The sequence below is a fragment of the Mesorhizobium sp. SARCC-RB16n genome (assembly GCF_008520305.1).
GTDB lineage: Bacteria > Pseudomonadota > Alphaproteobacteria > Rhizobiales > Rhizobiaceae > Mesorhizobium.
The window spans coordinates 1-14225 of sequence record NZ_ML703288.1 but is presented as its reverse complement, the minus strand read 5'-3'; the positions used below and the strand labels follow the sequence as shown (position 1 = coordinate 14225).

At 64.1% G+C, this 14225-nt stretch carries 14 protein-coding genes and 1 riboswitch; of the genes, 9 read left to right on the top strand and 5 right to left on the bottom strand.

What is annotated here, in order from left to right; genetic code table 11:
* Positions 1-59: 59 nt before the first annotated feature.
* Positions 60-1823: a hypothetical protein gene (locus tag C7I87_RS28755; RefSeq protein ID WP_149907405.1), complete on the top strand. Its 1764-nt coding sequence runs from the start codon at positions 60-62 to the stop codon at positions 1821-1823.
* A 32-nt stretch (positions 1824-1855) separates the two neighbouring features.
* Here the strand turns inward: C7I87_RS28755 and C7I87_RS28750 are convergent, their stop codons facing one another.
* The 4 genes from C7I87_RS28750 to C7I87_RS28735 form a co-directional block, all read right to left on the bottom strand.
* Positions 1856-2155 carry a CcdB family protein gene (locus tag C7I87_RS28750; protein WP_149907404.1) on the bottom strand — a complete coding sequence of 100 codons (300 nt, stop codon included), beginning with the start codon at positions 2153-2155 and terminating at the stop codon, positions 1856-1858.
* Positions 2155-2397: a type II toxin-antitoxin system CcdA family antitoxin gene (locus C7I87_RS28745; protein WP_149907403.1), complete on the bottom strand. Its 243-nt coding sequence runs from the start codon at positions 2395-2397 to the stop codon at positions 2155-2157. The genes C7I87_RS28750 and C7I87_RS28745 overlap by 1 nt, the downstream gene beginning before the upstream one ends.
* A gap of 85 nt (positions 2398-2482) precedes the next feature.
* Positions 2483-4303 carry an ABC-F family ATP-binding cassette domain-containing protein gene (locus tag C7I87_RS28740; protein ID WP_149907402.1) on the bottom strand — a complete coding sequence of 607 codons (1821 nt, stop codon included), beginning with the start codon at positions 4301-4303 and terminating at the stop codon, positions 2483-2485.
* A 1-nt stretch (position 4304) separates the two neighbouring features.
* Complete coding sequence (locus C7I87_RS28735; RefSeq protein WP_149907401.1) at positions 4305-4964, bottom strand: thiamine diphosphokinase; 660 nt, start codon at positions 4962-4964, stop codon at positions 4305-4307.
* An 88-nt stretch (positions 4965-5052) separates the two neighbouring features.
* Positions 5053-5167: riboswitch (TPP riboswitch) on the top strand.
* 43 nt (positions 5168-5210) lie between these two features.
* Between C7I87_RS28735 and thiB the strand changes: the two genes are divergently transcribed.
* From thiB to C7I87_RS28715, 4 genes are all read left to right on the top strand, one after another.
* Positions 5211-6209, top strand: coding sequence for a thiamine ABC transporter substrate binding subunit (thiB, locus tag C7I87_RS28730; protein ID WP_149907400.1), 999 nt, complete (start codon positions 5211-5213; stop codon positions 6207-6209).
* The gene (gene thiP, locus C7I87_RS28725; RefSeq protein ID WP_373424787.1) at positions 6185-7843 is read left to right on the top strand and encodes a thiamine/thiamine pyrophosphate ABC transporter permease; all 1659 of its coding nucleotides are present in this window, start codon (positions 6185-6187) and stop codon (positions 7841-7843) included. Before thiB ends, thiP begins: the two co-directional genes overlap by 25 nt.
* Complete coding sequence (thiQ, locus tag C7I87_RS28720) at positions 7836-8612, top strand: thiamine ABC transporter ATP-binding protein (RefSeq protein WP_149907399.1); 777 nt, start codon at positions 7836-7838, stop codon at positions 8610-8612. The genes thiP and thiQ overlap by 8 nt, the downstream gene beginning before the upstream one ends.
* Positions 8613-8843: 231 nt before the next feature.
* Complete coding sequence (locus C7I87_RS28715) at positions 8844-10313, top strand: M48 family metalloprotease (protein ID WP_149907398.1); 1470 nt, start codon at positions 8844-8846, stop codon at positions 10311-10313.
* A 15-nt stretch (positions 10314-10328) separates the two neighbouring features.
* On the opposite strand, the gene C7I87_RS28710 is transcribed toward C7I87_RS28715, so the two are convergent.
* Entirely contained in the window at positions 10329-11192 is an 864-nt protein-coding gene (locus C7I87_RS28710; RefSeq protein WP_149907397.1) for an RNA polymerase factor sigma-32, read from the bottom strand.
* A 317-nt stretch (positions 11193-11509) separates the two neighbouring features.
* Between C7I87_RS28710 and C7I87_RS28705 the strand changes: the two genes are divergently transcribed.
* The 4 genes from C7I87_RS28705 to C7I87_RS36850 form a co-directional block, all read left to right on the top strand.
* Positions 11510-12283: an amino acid ABC transporter substrate-binding protein gene (locus C7I87_RS28705; RefSeq protein ID WP_149907396.1), complete on the top strand. Its 774-nt coding sequence runs from the start codon at positions 11510-11512 to the stop codon at positions 12281-12283.
* 137 nt (positions 12284-12420) lie between these two features.
* A complete protein-coding gene (locus C7I87_RS28700; protein ID WP_149907395.1) occupies positions 12421-13101 on the top strand; it encodes an amino acid ABC transporter permease in 681 nt (226 codons plus the stop codon).
* Positions 13098-13868: an amino acid ABC transporter ATP-binding protein gene (locus C7I87_RS28695; RefSeq protein ID WP_149907394.1), complete on the top strand. Its 771-nt coding sequence runs from the start codon at positions 13098-13100 to the stop codon at positions 13866-13868. Before C7I87_RS28700 ends, C7I87_RS28695 begins: the two co-directional genes overlap by 4 nt.
* 190 nt (positions 13869-14058) lie before the next feature.
* A partial coding sequence (locus tag C7I87_RS36850; protein ID WP_149907393.1) for a helix-turn-helix domain-containing protein occupies positions 14059-14225 on the top strand: 167 nt, incomplete at its 3' end.

The following is a 14225-nucleotide window of genomic DNA, read 5'->3' as shown; positions in this document are numbered from 1 at the left end:
GGCATCGCGGCTGATTTGCTGGGGCCGGCGCGGAAGCAAAAATACAGGTCGACTGAAGCATGGCAGATTTCGTTGCTGTTCTGAAAAACGCGTTCGAGAAGCACGGCGACGAGACGCCCGAGAAGCGTACGCGCATCTATAACAGCGTTCGCGCCATGCTGGCGAAGAAGCTTGCGGAATATTCGCCGCCGCTGGCTCCCGAGGCCATAGACAAGCAGAAACGCTCGCTGGACGAAGCCATTGCCGGCGTCGAGCGGGAGTATGTCAAGAGTGTGCCGGAGACGGATCCGCTCGCCGAGCTGGAACACATCTTTTCCTCCATCGACCGCAACAAGAACCAGTCTAACCACGTCAAGCAGCCGGCCAAGGCGGAGGTTGCCGCCATTCCGGCCCCGTCTCCCTATCGGCCGGCCCCGGTCACAAGCAGACCAGAGCCCTACAAACCGGCACCGCCCGTGCCAAAGCCCGAGCCTTACACGCCCGCTCCAACCGCCAAGGTCGAGCCAGGCTGGCAAAGGCCGACGCCGGTGCAGCCCGCTGCGGACTTTTCGGAAAAGACCTTGCCGGGGATGGACGCGGATCGGGACGACGACCAGGACGACGTCTTTGCCAATGACGAAGCGCCGGCGGCCGCCGACACTTTCGAGCGTTTGCGCCCGGCCGAACGCAAGCGCAGCTACGGCGGGCTGATTGCCGCCGTCGTCGCGTTGCTGGTCGTTGCCGGCGGCGGCTACGGCATCTGGCTGAACAAGGATGCCTTCGGCAAGATGCTTGGCCTTGGCGGCAGCAAAGTTGTTGCCAAGGTCGAACCAGTGAAACCGGCGCCGGCCAAGCCGGCGACCGATGCCGCAGCCACGCCACCGGCGCCCGCGACCGGCGCCGAAGGCCCGAAATTCACGCAGCGGCTGACGCCTGAAGGCGGCGAAACCGACCCCGGCCCGGCGGGTGGGCAGAGCGGCATAGGCGAGGGCGAATCCGTCGCCGCGCTAACGACGCCGCCAACGGCAACGAATGCGCCGGCCACGGCAGCGCCGGTGGTTCCCACTCCGGCTGCCGGTACGCCCACGGCAAGCGCCCCTGCCGCGACCGCCCCTGCGGCAACCACGCCTGCAGCGGGCACCCCGCCCGCGGCGCCACCCGCGAATGGAGCCGCACCCGCAGCACCCGCCAATGCGGCCGCCACGCCGCCCCCAGCACCGGCCGCTGCCACACCGCCCGCACCGGCAGGCGCCGCGCCGACGGCACCGGCCACGGCGCAGGCCGCTGTTCCGGTCGGCCAGAAGGCGATCTTCTATGAGGAGCGCACCAGCACTGCCCAGGGTTCGGCCGAGCCCGGCAGCATCGTCTGGTCGCTGGTGCAGGAATCGCCCGGCGGCGATCTGCCGCCCGAGCCGGCGATCCGTGCCGAGGCGACCATTCCCGGCAAGGACATCCAGTTGCGCATGACCATCCGCCGCAACACCGACAAGACCCTGCCGGCGAGCCATATCATCGAGATGATCTTCCTGACGCCTGACGGCTTCGAGGGTGGCGGCGTCGACAACATCTTGCGCGTCGCCATGAAGAGTTCGGAACAGGACGCCGGCAGTCCGCTGATCGGCATCCCGGCCAAGATCGCCGACGGCTTCTTCCTCGTCGCGCTCAACGACACCAAGGCCGACGAGGACGCCAACATGACCCTGCTGCGCGGCCAGGACTGGATCGACGTCCCCGTCGTCTACAAGACCGGACGGCGGGCATTGCTGACCATGGAAAAGGGCATTCCCGGCGAGAAGGTGTTCGACGAGGCGATAAAAGCCTGGCAGGCAAAGACGGCAGGCTGACGACTGGGGTCTCGCCCGGCCGCCGCCTTCGTTCAGAAGCCCTGGAACAGCATGTCCAGCGCGGCGACGATGTCGTCGCGATGCCTCGTCAGGTTGAGCCGACTTTCGCCCAGTTCGCTCGCCGGAACGGTGGCAATAAGGTGTGTGGCCATAACCAGTTTCCGGGCGTTGATTTCGAATATTGGATGGAGTTTTCGCATTGGCGGCGGCACCATTGCGACCGGCAGAAGCGGGACGACTACCCGCGTCCTGAAATTGTCGAGCAGGTCGGATTGAACGTCGAGCAGATAGCTGCCTTCGACGCGGCCCGCGAAGACATCATATCGAGGCATCAGAACTGCCGGTACTCTTCCAACGGAATGCCGTTCTTTTCGGTATAGTCGTTCCAGGCGTCCATGGTGGCGCGGTTCTCGAGCTTCCATAGCCGCGTTTTTTCAGCTGCCACCGCTTCCGCGATGCCAGCTTCCGCAGCGCGCGAGACATTTACGTCCAGCCCCTTGGCTTCCCTCATGAGGTTGGAATCGATCGACAGATTTGCTGGCTGACGGATCGCATTCAAGGCAATCTTACGCATAATGGCCTCCGCAACATGCGCATAATATATGCGCACTCCCGTCCCGGAGCAATATCGAGCGACTTGGATTGCCGGTCGACGGTGCCTACCCTCCCATCTCTTCCCGCAGCATCTCAAGTTCCAGCCATTCCTCCTCAAGCGCGGCCAGCATGGCGCGCTCCTTGTCGAGGGCGGCGATCGTCTTCTGGAACGAGGCCGGGTCGCGCTCGTAATAGGCGGGATCAGCGATGTTGTTCTCCAGCCGCGAGATCGACGCGGTCACCGCCTCGATCTTCTTGGGTAGGGATTCCAACGCGAACTTCTGCTTGAACGACAGTTTCTTCGCCGGCCCTTTTGACGCTGCCTGCTCGCTCTTGCCTGGCGCCGGCGCATCGCCGGCTTCCGCCTTGGCACGCGCCTTGCGGTCATCCAGCCTGGTGCCGCCGCGCTGCGCCAGCATGTCGGAATAGCCGCCGGCATATTCGATCCAGCGCCCGTCGCCATCCGGCGCGATCAGGCTGGTTACCGTGCGGTCGAGAAAGTCGCGGTCGTGGCTGACCAGGATGACGGTGCCGGCAAAACCGGCAACCAGTTCCTGCAAAAGCTCCAGCGTCTCCATGTCGAGATCGTTGGTCGGCTCATCGAGCACCAGAAGGTTCGCCGGCCGTGCCAGCACGCGTGCCAAGATCAGCCGCGCCCGCTCGCCGCCGGAAAGCTCACGCACCGGCGTGCGCGCTTGCTCCGGCTTGAACAGGAAGTCCTTCATGTAGGAGACGACATGGCGCTGCTCGCCGTTGATGACGAGGTTCTCTCCGCGCCCGTCGGTGAGATATTGCGCCAGCGTCTCCTGCGGGTCGACCGCCTCGCGCTTCTGGTCGAGCGTGGCGATCTCCAGATTGGTGCCGAGCCGTACGGAACCGGCGTCCGGCGTCAATTCGCCGGTCAGCATCTTCAGAAGTGTCGTCTTGCCGGCGCCGTTCGGCCCGACAAGGCCAACGCGGTCGCCGCGCTGGATGCGGGTCGAGAACCCCTTGACCACGGTGAGGTCGCCAAAGCTCTTCTCGATGTTCTTGGCTTCGATCACCAGCTTGCCGGATTCGGCGGCGTCGCTTGCCACCATTGTCGCGGAGCCTTCGGCGCCGCGATGGCCGCGAAAACGCTGACGCATGGTCTGCAACTCGCCCAACCGGCGCATGTTGCGCTTGCGCCGCGCCGTCACGCCATAGCGCAGCCAGTGCTCCTCGCGCACGATCTGGCGTCCAAGCTTGTGCTGCTCGCGCTCTTCCTCTTCCAGAACCAGGTCGCGCCATTCCTCGAAATGGCCAAAGCCCTTGTCCAGCCGGCGGGTCTGGCCACGGTCGAGCCAGACTGTCGCGCGCGACACGCGCTCGAGGAAGCGGCGGTCGTGCGAGATCACGATGAGCGCCGAAGAGGTCCGGACGAGCTCTTCTTCCAGCCATTCGATGACCGACAGATCAAGATGGTTAGTCGGCTCATCAAGTAGCAGGATGTCGGGTTCCGGCGCCATGACGCGGGCAAGGGCGGCGCGCCTGGCCTCGCCGCCGGACAGGTCTCCTGGCCGCTCCTCGCCCGACAGGCCGAGATGCTCCATCAGATAGCTGGCACGATAGGGATCGTCGGCGGGCCCGAGCCCGGCTTCGACATAGGCGCGCACGGTGGCGAAACCCTCCATGTCGGGCATTTGCTGCAGATAGCGGACAGTTGCGGAAGGCTGGCGGAACACCTCGCCGTCCTGTGGTTCGATCAGGCCGGCGGCGATCTTGAGCAGCGTCGACTTGCCGGACCCGTTGCGGCCGACCAGCGCGATCTTGTCGCCGGCCGAAGCGGTCAAGGCGGCGCCGTCGAGCAGCGGCGTGCCGCCGAAGGTCAGTCTTATCCCGTCGAGATTGAGAAGAGGCGGGGCCATGTCAGCTTTCAGGCAATGGATAGGGATGGGCGAGCAGCAGCGCACGGCCATGGCCGAGCGCGATGTCGAGGCGGCCCCCGGTCTTGTCGAACTTGACCTCATTGGAAATGGTCAGCGACGAACCGAAAGCCACCTCGACGTTGTCAAGCGGCCATTTGGCGCCGATGACGGTCAGGCCGGAGAGTTCGGAAAAGCCGAGAATCGAAAACAGCGTGCCGTCCGCATAATCGAAGCCGGCCCTGCCGAGCAGCAAGGGGACACCTTCCTGGGCGCCGCTGGTCAGAAGCACATCCGTTCCGGCCTCGGCCAGCCGCAGCCCAAGCGCCAGATGCAGGAAGGCGTGGTCGGCGCGCTTGCCGCCGAAGGCGCCCGCCAGCACAAGGCGCGTCGCCCCGCGCTCCAGTGCGGCCGCGATCGCCAGTTCGCCGTCGGTCTTGTCCTTTTCCGTCGGGAAGGTTTGGCGGGGCACGGCGGCGAGATGGGCGGGCAGATCAGCCGGAACCGAATCGAAATCACCGACCCACAGTTCCGGCACGAGACCCAGGATCCGCGCATGGCCGATGCCGGCGTCGGCGGCGATGACGCGCGAGCCTTCGACCTGGCGGTCGAGCCGGGGCGTGCGGATGAGGTCGCCGCCAAGCAGGATGGTGAATGTGCTCATATCCCGTCGCCCTTACCAGCCCGGCACGGGAAACGGAAGGCGGCAAACTCCCCACTTGCGCGTCCCATCGGCCGGGCTTATGTGTCGAAACGCTCTAACGGGGTGCCGGACGCGAATTTCGCGGGCCGGCTGAGAGGCAGTCTCGCCAACCCGCTGAACCTGATCCGGTTTGTACCGGCGGAGGGATTAGACGTTTCGGACAATCCGACGCCTCAATTCCTTTCAACGCGAACGAAGGAGGCGCCGATGCGCACGCTTTTATATTTTCTCGTCGCTGCCACGGTGGTGACCTTGTCCGGGCCGGCTTTGGCCAAGGACAAGCTTACCGTCTACACCTATGAGAGTTTCACCGCCGACTGGGGTCCAGGTCCCGTGGTGAAGAAGGAGTTCGAGGCCGAATGTGGCTGCGATGTCGAATTCGTCTCGGTCGCCGACGGCGTGGCCTTGCTCAACCGCGTCAAGCTAGAAGGCGCATCGACAAAGGCCGACATCGTGCTCGGTCTTGACACCAATCTCACCGCCGATGCCAAGGCCTCGGGTCTGTTCGCACCGCATGGCGCGGTAACGGACGTGAACGTGCCGGGCGGCTGGAGCGACGATACTTTTGTCCCCTTTGACTATGGCTATTTCGCTGTCGTCTACGACACCGAAAAGCTGAAGACGCCGCCGAAAAGCCTGAAGGACCTGGTCGAGGGCAGTGCCAATGACAAGATCGTCATCCAGGACCCGCGCACCTCGACGCCCGGCCTCGGCCTGCTGCTCTGGGTGAAGTCGGTCTATGGCGACAAGGCGCCGGAGGCCTGGGCCAAGCTCAGGACCAAGGTGCTGACCGTCACGCCGGGCTGGAGCGAGGCCTATGGCCTGTTCACCAAGGGCGAGGCGCCGATGGTGCTGTCCTACACCACCTCGCCGGCCTACCACATGGTCGCCGAGAACACCGAGCGCTACCAGGCGGCATCCTTCGAAGAGGGCGAGTATCTGCAGATCGAGGTCGCCGGCATCACCACGACCGGAGCCAAGAACCCGCTGGCGGCGCAGTTCATGGCTTTCATGACGGGTCCGAAATTCCAGGACGCCATCCCGGAGACCAACTGGATGTTCCCGGCCGGCAAGACCGACAAGCCGCTCAACCCCGCCTTCGACAAACTGGTCAAGCCGACCAAGACCTTGCTGTTCAGCCCGGAGGAGGTCGCCGCCAACCGCAAGGCCTGGGTGGACGAATGGCTGGCGGTGATGAGCAAGTAGGCAAGCAGATGGCGCCGGCGCATTCCACGGGTTCTCGTGTCGGCGCCGGCATCACCGCGCTCGCGGCAATCACGCTGCTGATCGGCGGCGCGTTTGTCGGGCTGCTTGTCGAAGGCGCTCACGACCTCTCCGGTGCCTGGGCCGCCTTCGATCCTTACCTCTTCCGTGTCGTGCGCTTCACGCTCTGGCAGGCGGCCCTGTCAACGCTGCTCTCGGTGGGGCCTGCCCTGTTCGTGGCGCGCGCGCTGTCGCGGCATCCGCGTTTCCCCGGCCGCGTCTTCATCCTGCAGCTCTTCGCCGTGCCGCTGGCGCTGCCGGCGATCGTGGCTGCGCTCGGCATCCTGGCGCTCTATGGGCGCGCCGGCTATTTCTCCGGCTTCTTCAACTGGATTGGCGGCCAGGGCTGGCCGGGCATCTACGGCCTCTCCGGCATTCTCGTTGCCCATGTCTTCTTCAACCTGCCACTGGCCACAAGATTGTTCCTGGAGGCATTGCAGACGATACAGACCGACCAGTGGCGGCTGGCGAGCCAACTCGGCATGGGGGCGCGGCCGGCGTTCCGGCTGATCGAATGGCCGACGCTGCGTGCCGCTTTGCCTGGTGTCGCAGGACTTGTCTTCATGCTCTGCATCACATCCTTCACCATCGTGCTGACGCTCGGCGGCGGGCCGGCCGCGACCACACTCGAAGTCGGCATCTATCAGGCATTGCGCTTCGATTTCGATCCCGCTCGGGCTGTCGCGCTGACATTGCTGCAGATCGCCTTGACGTTCATCGTGGTGCTGGCGCTGACCCGGCTCGGCGCCAATGTCGTCGGCGACGCCAACCTGCCGGTCGCGCCGCGCCGCTATCTCTCCGTCAACGGGACCGAAGCCACATTGAACGCCACGCTCATCGTGTTGGCGTTGCTGTTCGTTGCCGGGCCGATGGCGGCGACGGTGGCGGCCGGATTGGGCGCCGATCTTGGCCGGCTAGCCGGCGAGGCCATTGTCCGGCAGGCGACGCTGACCAGCGCCGCGCTGGCCTTCCTTTCGGCGCTGCTTTCGGTGATGCTCTCGTTGGCCCTGACCGTGGCGCGCCGGGCGCTGGCGTTGAACCGCCGCTTCGGCCCAAGGACACTGCTCGAACATGCCACCGATACCGGCGCCGGCTTTGTGCTGGTCGTGCCGCCGATCGTCGTCGGCGCCGGCTGGTTCCTTCTGTTGCGCCATGTCGGCGACGTTTTTGCCATCGCCCCGGTCATGGTCGTCACCGTTAACGCTGTCATGGCGATGCCTTTCGCGCTGCGCGCCGTCCGTCCCGCCTATGATGCGGCAAGCGAGCGCCACGAACGGCTCTGCGCACAGCTCGGCATTTCCGGCTGGTTAAGACTGTGGCTGGTCGACTGGCCGTCGCTGCGGCGGCCGCTTGCCACCGCCTTTGCCTTCGCTATGGCGCTGTCGCTTGGCGATCTTGGCGTCATCGCCCTGTTCGGCAGTGATTCCGTGCAGACATTGCCCTACCTTCTCCTGGCGCGCATGGGCAGCTACCGCACGCAGGACGCCGCTGGCCTGGCGTTGTTGCTGGGCCTTGTCTGTCTGGCATTGGTGCTGGCAGCGGACCGGCTGGGAAAGGGGATGGCCCGCGATGTCTGACAGGGCGGCTGACGGCAAGGGGGTGCCGGTGCGGCTGGACAAGGTCTCGTTCAGTTATGGCGAGGCATTGTTCGCCTTCGATGTCGAGTTTACCGCGACGCGGATCACCGCGATCATGGGGCCGAGCGGTTCGGGAAAGTCGACGCTGCTCAATCTGGTGGCCGGGTTCGAGACGCCGCGAGCCGGCCGCGTGCTGATCGGCGGGGCCGATGTTGGTGCCGAGCCGCCAGCCGTGCGCCCGGTGTCGATGGTGTTTCAGGAGAACAATCTTTTCGCGCATCTTTCCGTCGAGCAGAATGTCGGGCTCGGCCGTTCGCCATCGTTGCGGCTGACCGATACCGACCACACCGATATCGCGGAGGCGCTTGCGCACACCGGCCTTGCCGGCAAGGGGAAGCGGCTGCCGCGTGAACTTTCGGGCGGCGAGCGCCAGCGTGTCGCCCTGGCTCGCGTGCTCGTGCGTGACCGCCCGGTGCTGCTGCTCGACGAACCCTTCGCCTCGCTCGGGCCCGCCTTGCGCGACGACATGCTCGACTTGGTTGCCAGCCTCCATGCCGAGCGTGGCATGACGGTGCTGTTCGTCACGCACCAGCCGCAGGATGCCCGTCGCATCGGCCAAAAGGTGGTGTTTCTGGACAATGGCACCGTAGCCGCCACAGGCACGGCGGACGATTTTTTTGTCGGGGCTGGTCCGGAGGCGTTCCGGCGCTATATCGGTATCGGTGCGGGGGATGCCTTATCACGAGATATTGCCCGGAAGCGGACATAATTTACGCTCAAACCGGCCCAAGGCGATGTGGCGCTTGCTTGCCATGACTGGAGTAGTGTGGCTAGGTCCGCTCATACCGGTACGGCACAGGCCGTGATTTGCCTACAGCATCCGCCACCCGCCCCGATGGGTGCATAACGGAGGCTGTAGCAGTTTGTTTTGCGCATGACGGGGTCATGCGCAGGGACCTGAAAGGAAGCCGTTCTGGCAATAGGCGTTGACAGGCTGCGAATGAATCCGCTGGCGCGCTTTCTGGCGCTGGTGGGCTTTGCCGTGGCGCTGGCAAGCTGCCAGATGTTCACGCCTCCGGAAGTCCAGGAATCCGGCTTCCAGCCATCCGACAAGCCGATCACGGTGGACAATGTCGCCGCCAACAACAAGCTTGCCGAACTCGCCAAGGCGCAGCATCCGCGCATCCTGGCAACCTATGGTGGCGAATATTCCGATCCCAAGCTCGAACGCATGGTCGCCAAGGTGGTCGGCAATTTGACCGTGGTATCGGCCAACCCGACCCAGACCTATCGCATCACCATCCTCAATTCGCCCAACGTCAACGCCTTCGCGCTGCCGGGCGGCTATCTCTACATCACGCGCGGTCTGCTGGCGTTGGCCAATGATTCGTCCGAGCTAGCCGCCGTCATCGCGCATGAGATGGGCCACGTCACCGCCAATCACGGTTTGCAGCGCCAGCAGCTGGAGGCCGAAGAAGGCCTGGCGACCAAGGTCGTCTCGGATGTGCTCGGCGACAGCCCGACCGCCAAGGCAGCACTGATCCGCGGTAAGCTCAGGCTGGCGCAGTTCTCGCGCAACCAAGAACTGGAGGCGGACGCCATCGGCATCAAGTCGATTGGCGAAGCCGGCTACGATCCCTATGCCGCCGGCCGCTTCCTGCAGTCGATGTCGGCCTACACCGATTTCCGCTCGATCAGCGGCGCCACAGATGCCAGCCTCGACTTCCTGGCCACGCATCCCAGCACGCCGCAACGCATCGATTTGGCGCAGCGCCACGCCCGACAGTTCGGCGCGCCCGGTTTCGGCACGCGCGACCGTGATTCCTTCCTCGCCGGCATAGACGGCTTGCTTTACGGCGACACGCCGGAAGAAGGCTATGTGCGCGGCGAGACCTTCCTCCATCCGGGCCTCGGCGTGTCGTTCACGGTGCCGGACGGTTTCATCATCGACAATTCGGCGGCGGCGGTGACAGCGACCGGGCCGGGCGACATAGCGATCCGCTTCGACGGCGTTTCGATCGACAAGAACCGCGCCTTGACCGACTATATCAGAAGCGGCTGGGTGGCCGGTCTTGACGACAGCACCGTCAAGCAGGAAACCATCAATGGCAACGAGGCAGCAACCGCGCATGCCGGCGCCGAAGGCTGGCAGTTCGATATCGCGGTGATCCGTGCCGGCGGCCAGGTTTACCGATTGCTGACCGCGGCCCCCTCGACCAGTACCTCGCTGGAAACGGTGGCGCGCTCGGTCAGCGGCTCCTTCCGCATCCTCAGTCCCGGCGAGAAGGCGGCCCTGAAGCCACTGCATATTCGTGTGCTTACAGTGCAGCCGGGACAGACCATGGGTTCGCTTGCCGCGCAGATGGTGGGCGTCGACCGGAAGCTCGACCTGTTCAGGGTGCTCAATGCGCTGTCGCCGGGGGCTGCGGTTTCGGCCGGCGACAAGGTCAAGATCGTCACCGACAAGTAAGCCCCGTTGCGGGAATCAGGCAGCAGTCGCCATAAATTCCGGATTCTGCTTGACCAGCGCGACCTTGAGCTTTTCCAGGGCGCGGGCCTCGATCTGGCGGACGCGTTCCTTGGAAATGCCGAGCGTCTCGCCGAGCGCCTCGAGCGTGGCGCCCTCGTCGGTAAGCCGGCGTTCCTCGATGATGCGGAGTTCGCGGGCGTTGAGCGCTTGAAGCGCCTCCCTCAGCCAGAGCGAGCGGCGCGCGACGTCGATCTTGTTGCCGACAATCTCGTCGGGCAGGGGATCGTCCGAGACCAGGAAGTCCATCCGCTCGGTCGCGCCCGCATCGTCGGCAAGCGGCACGTTGAGCGAGGAGTCGGGCGCCGACAGGCGTGAATCCATTAACTCCACATCAGCTTCGGATACGCCGAGCGCAACCGACACCTCGCGGTAGAGAGTTGTGTTGGAGAGCGGTTCGGCGCCGTTCGCGAGACGGGCGCGCAGGCGCCTGAGATTGAAGAACAGGGCCTTTTGCGCCGAACTGGTGCCGCCGCGCACAATCGACCAGTTGCGCAGGATGTAGTCCTGCATCGAAGCGCGAATCCACCACGTCGCGTAGGTCGAGAACCGTACCTCGCGCTCGGGCTCGAAGCGGGCTGCGGCCTCCAGCAGCCCAACATGGCCTTCCTGGATCAGGTCGCCGAGCGGCAGGCCGTAATGACGGAATTTCGAGGCCATGGAAATGACCAGCCGCATATGGGCAACGGTGATGCTGTGCAACGCGTTCTGGTCGTTGTCCTCTTTCCAGAGCAGTGCCAGCCGATGCTCCTCGTCGCGCTCGAGGTAAGGCGCCTTCATTGCCGCGCGGACCATGACCCGACCTGCGGTGTCTTCCATCATAAGGCGCTCCCTGGCTCAGGCGGTTCGAATGACGACTCGGCGGCACCGGCTTGAAATGACGGCGTCGTGCCCTAGAACAGCCAAAACTGCCGTGCGCGGGAAAGGTTCCGCTGCGCAGGCAGGCGAGCGATGACGTGCGGGCAATTTCGGCGCGGCTGCCTGGAAGCTTTGAATGCTGCAAAGAAATTCCTTTGAAGTATTTGATTTCTGGAATTAGGCCTCTTTGAAATTTCATTCCTTATTTTTTCGACCTGCATCTGTCATTTTCCAGCCCTCACAACATGCCGATATCAGGCCAAGGACGGGATCACAGAAAAATGAAATGGCTCAAGTCACTCATCATCGCCGGAACGCTGCAAGCCCTGGCGGTCGCTTCGGGCCATGCCGGCGCCAATCTCGACCAGATCAAGCAGGCCGGCGTCATCAAGGTCGGTACGGAAGGCACTTACGCGCCCTTCACCTATCATGATGCATCCGGAGCGCTGGTGGGTTTCGACGTCGAAATCGCCAAGGCGATCGCCGAAAAGCTTGGCGTCAAGGCGGAGTTCCTCGAGGGCAAGTGGGACGGTCTGATCGCAGGCCTCGACGTCAACCGTTACGATGCCGTCATCAACGAAGTCGGCATCACCGATGCCCGCAAGGCCAAGTACGATTTCTCCGATCCCTACATCGCCTCCAAGGCGGTGCTGATCGTGCGCGGCGACAACACCGACATCAAGACCTTCGCCGATCTCAAGGGCAAGAAGTCGGCGCAGTCGCTGACCTCCAATTTCGGCAAGCTGGCCGAGTCAAATGGCGCTGAACTGGTCGGCACGGATGGCTTCGACCAGTCGATCCAGCTGCTTTTGACCGGCCGTGCCGACGCCACCATCAATGACAGCCTGTCGTTCCTCGACTTCAAGAAGCACAAGCCCGACGCCAATGTGAAGATCGCCGCCCAGGAACAGAATGCCGATTATTCCGGCGTCATCGTGCGCAAGGGCGATCCGGAGCTGGTCGCGGCCATCAACAAGGCGCTGGCCGACATCAAGGCCGACGGCACCTATCAGAAGATCGCCGACACCTATTTCGGCCAGGACGTGTCGAAGTAATTCATAAGGCGGGGCCGGTTGTCGCCCTGCAGCCCATCCAGCGGCGAGCCGTCTTTGACGGCTCGCCGCTTTTGTCGTGATATGGCCGACGCATTCGCGCTTCGATGCCGCCGCCCGTCAATTCCGGAGGACATTTCGTGCCGCACTGGCTGCAACTGATGCTGGCGTCGCTGCCCTCGCTGCTGTGGGCAGCGTTGATCTTTACCGTGCCGCTGACGCTGCTATCCTTCATGCTTGGACTGACGGTGGGGCTGGGCGCGGCGCTCGGCCGGCTGTTTGGCCCGAAGCCGCTGGTGGCGCTCGTGCGCTTCTATGTCTGGATCTTCCGCGGCACGCCGCTCCTGGTGCAGCTGTTCCTGATCTTCTACGGCCTGCCTTCGGTCGGCATCCTGCTCGATGCCTTTACCGCGGCGCTGATCGGCTTCACCCTCAACATCGGCGCCTACACGTCGGAGATCATCCGCGCGGCGATAGGCTCGGTGCCGAAAGGCCAGTGGGAGGCCGCCTATTCGATCGGCATGACCTGGAGCCAGGCGATGCGGCGCACCATCCTGCCGCAGGCCGGCCGGGTGGCGGTGCCGCCGCTCTCCAACACCTTCATCTCGCTGGTCAAGGACACGTCGCTGGCCGCCGCCATCACCGTGCCGGAGATGTTCCAGGCAGCGCAGCGCATTGTCGCCACGACCTATGAGCCGCTCATCCTCTATGTCGAGGCGGCGATCCTCTATCTCGCCTTGAGCTCGGTGCTGTCGGCCTTGCAGACGCGGCTGGAGGAGCGGCTCAACCGCTATGGCGGCTTCCTGGAGGCACGCTCATGATCGGCCTCACCAACATCGAAAAGCGCTTTGGCGACAATCTCGTGCTGAAGGGTGTGAGTGTCACCATCGCCGAAGGCAGTGTCACCGCGCTGGTCGGCCCTTCGGGCGGAGGAAAAAGCACGCTGCTGCGCTGCATCAACCTCTTGGAGATCCCGACCTCGGGCACGGTGCGGATCGGCGACGAGAGCCTCGAGTTCCGCCCGGGCGGAAAGGTGCCGGCGGCGGACATAAGGCGTCTACGCCTGCAGACCGGCATGGTGTTCCAGAATTTCCAGCTGTTTCCGCATCGCACCGCCATCGAAAATGTCATGGAAGGTTTGGTCACGGTGCTCAAATGGTCGCCCCAGAGGGCACATGAGCGGGCGCTCGCGCTGCTGGAGAAGGTCGGCATGGCGCACAAGGCGGATGCCTGGCCGGCGACGCTGTCGGACGGCCAGCAACAGCGCGTGGCGATCGCCCGGGCGCTGGCGCCGTCGCCGAAGGTGCTTTTGTGCGACGAACCGACTTCGGCGCTAGACCCGGAACTGGCGCAGGAGGTAGTCGATGTGCTGAGCAAGCTCGCCAGCGAGGGAACCACCATGGTGATCGCGACACATGATTTGCGCCTCGCCTCCAAGATCGCTCAGGAAGCGGTGTTTCTCGATGCCGGCGTCATCGTCGAGCAAGGGCCATCCGCCACGCTGTTCGGCAATCCGGAGCGCGAACGGACCAAGCGGTTCATCGCCACGTTGAAGCAGGAGGCCGCGGAGAAGGAAGGTGGCGCATAATGCATGTCGCCCGGAAGTGTCCTCGGTTCCGGGACAACGACATGCATGAAATTAAAAGCTTACAGCAGGTCTGGCGAATCCTATTCGCTGCGACATGCTGTAGGTGCGGTAATCCGCGGCACCCCAAGACAAAAAACCCGGCACTTTGAACTGACCCCCGAAAGTTGGACACAACCTTCGGGGGTTTTGCATGTCCAAACACAGTGCGCGTTTCAAGCGCTCAGTTGTCGATAGCTATTTGTGCGGGGATGAAAGCTACGCGAGTGCGGGGTCGAACCGTGGAGTCGACGCGGCGACTGTCCGCAAGTGGGTTGCTTTGTACGAGGCGCATGGTGATGCCGGGCTATCGGGCAAATA

Excerpts from the sequence above, each read along its gene's own strand:
- C7I87_RS28745 (WP_149907403.1), bottom strand. The coding sequence starts at position 2,397 with ATGCGTAAGATTGCCTTGAATGCGATCCGTCAGCCAGCAAATCTGTCG.
- C7I87_RS28755 (WP_149907405.1), top strand. The coding sequence starts at position 60 with ATGGCAGATTTCGTTGCTGTTCTGAAAAACGCGTTCGAGAAGCACGGC.
- C7I87_RS28705 (WP_149907396.1), top strand. The coding sequence starts at position 11,510 with ATGAAATGGCTCAAGTCACTCATCATCGCCGGAACGCTGCAAGCCCTG.
- thiP (WP_373424787.1), top strand. The coding sequence starts at position 6,185 with ATGGCTGGCGGTGATGAGCAAGTAGGCAAGCAGATGGCGCCGGCGCAT.
- thiQ (WP_149907399.1), top strand. The coding sequence starts at position 7,836 with ATGTCTGACAGGGCGGCTGACGGCAAGGGGGTGCCGGTGCGGCTGGAC.
- thiB (WP_149907400.1), top strand. The coding sequence starts at position 5,211 with ATGCGCACGCTTTTATATTTTCTCGTCGCTGCCACGGTGGTGACCTTG.
- C7I87_RS28695 (WP_149907394.1), top strand. The coding sequence starts at position 13,098 with ATGATCGGCCTCACCAACATCGAAAAGCGCTTTGGCGACAATCTCGTG.
- C7I87_RS28735 (WP_149907401.1), bottom strand. The coding sequence starts at position 4,964 with ATGAGCACATTCACCATCCTGCTTGGCGGCGACCTCATCCGCACGCCC.
- C7I87_RS28715 (WP_149907398.1), top strand. The coding sequence starts at position 8,844 with ATGAATCCGCTGGCGCGCTTTCTGGCGCTGGTGGGCTTTGCCGTGGCG.
- C7I87_RS28750 (WP_149907404.1), bottom strand. The coding sequence starts at position 2,155 with ATGCCTCGATATGATGTCTTCGCGGGCCGCGTCGAAGGCAGCTATCTG.
- C7I87_RS28710 (WP_149907397.1), bottom strand. The coding sequence starts at position 11,192 with ATGATGGAAGACACCGCAGGTCGGGTCATGGTCCGCGCGGCAATGAAG.
- C7I87_RS28740 (WP_149907402.1), bottom strand. The coding sequence starts at position 4,303 with ATGGCCCCGCCTCTTCTCAATCTCGACGGGATAAGACTGACCTTCGGC.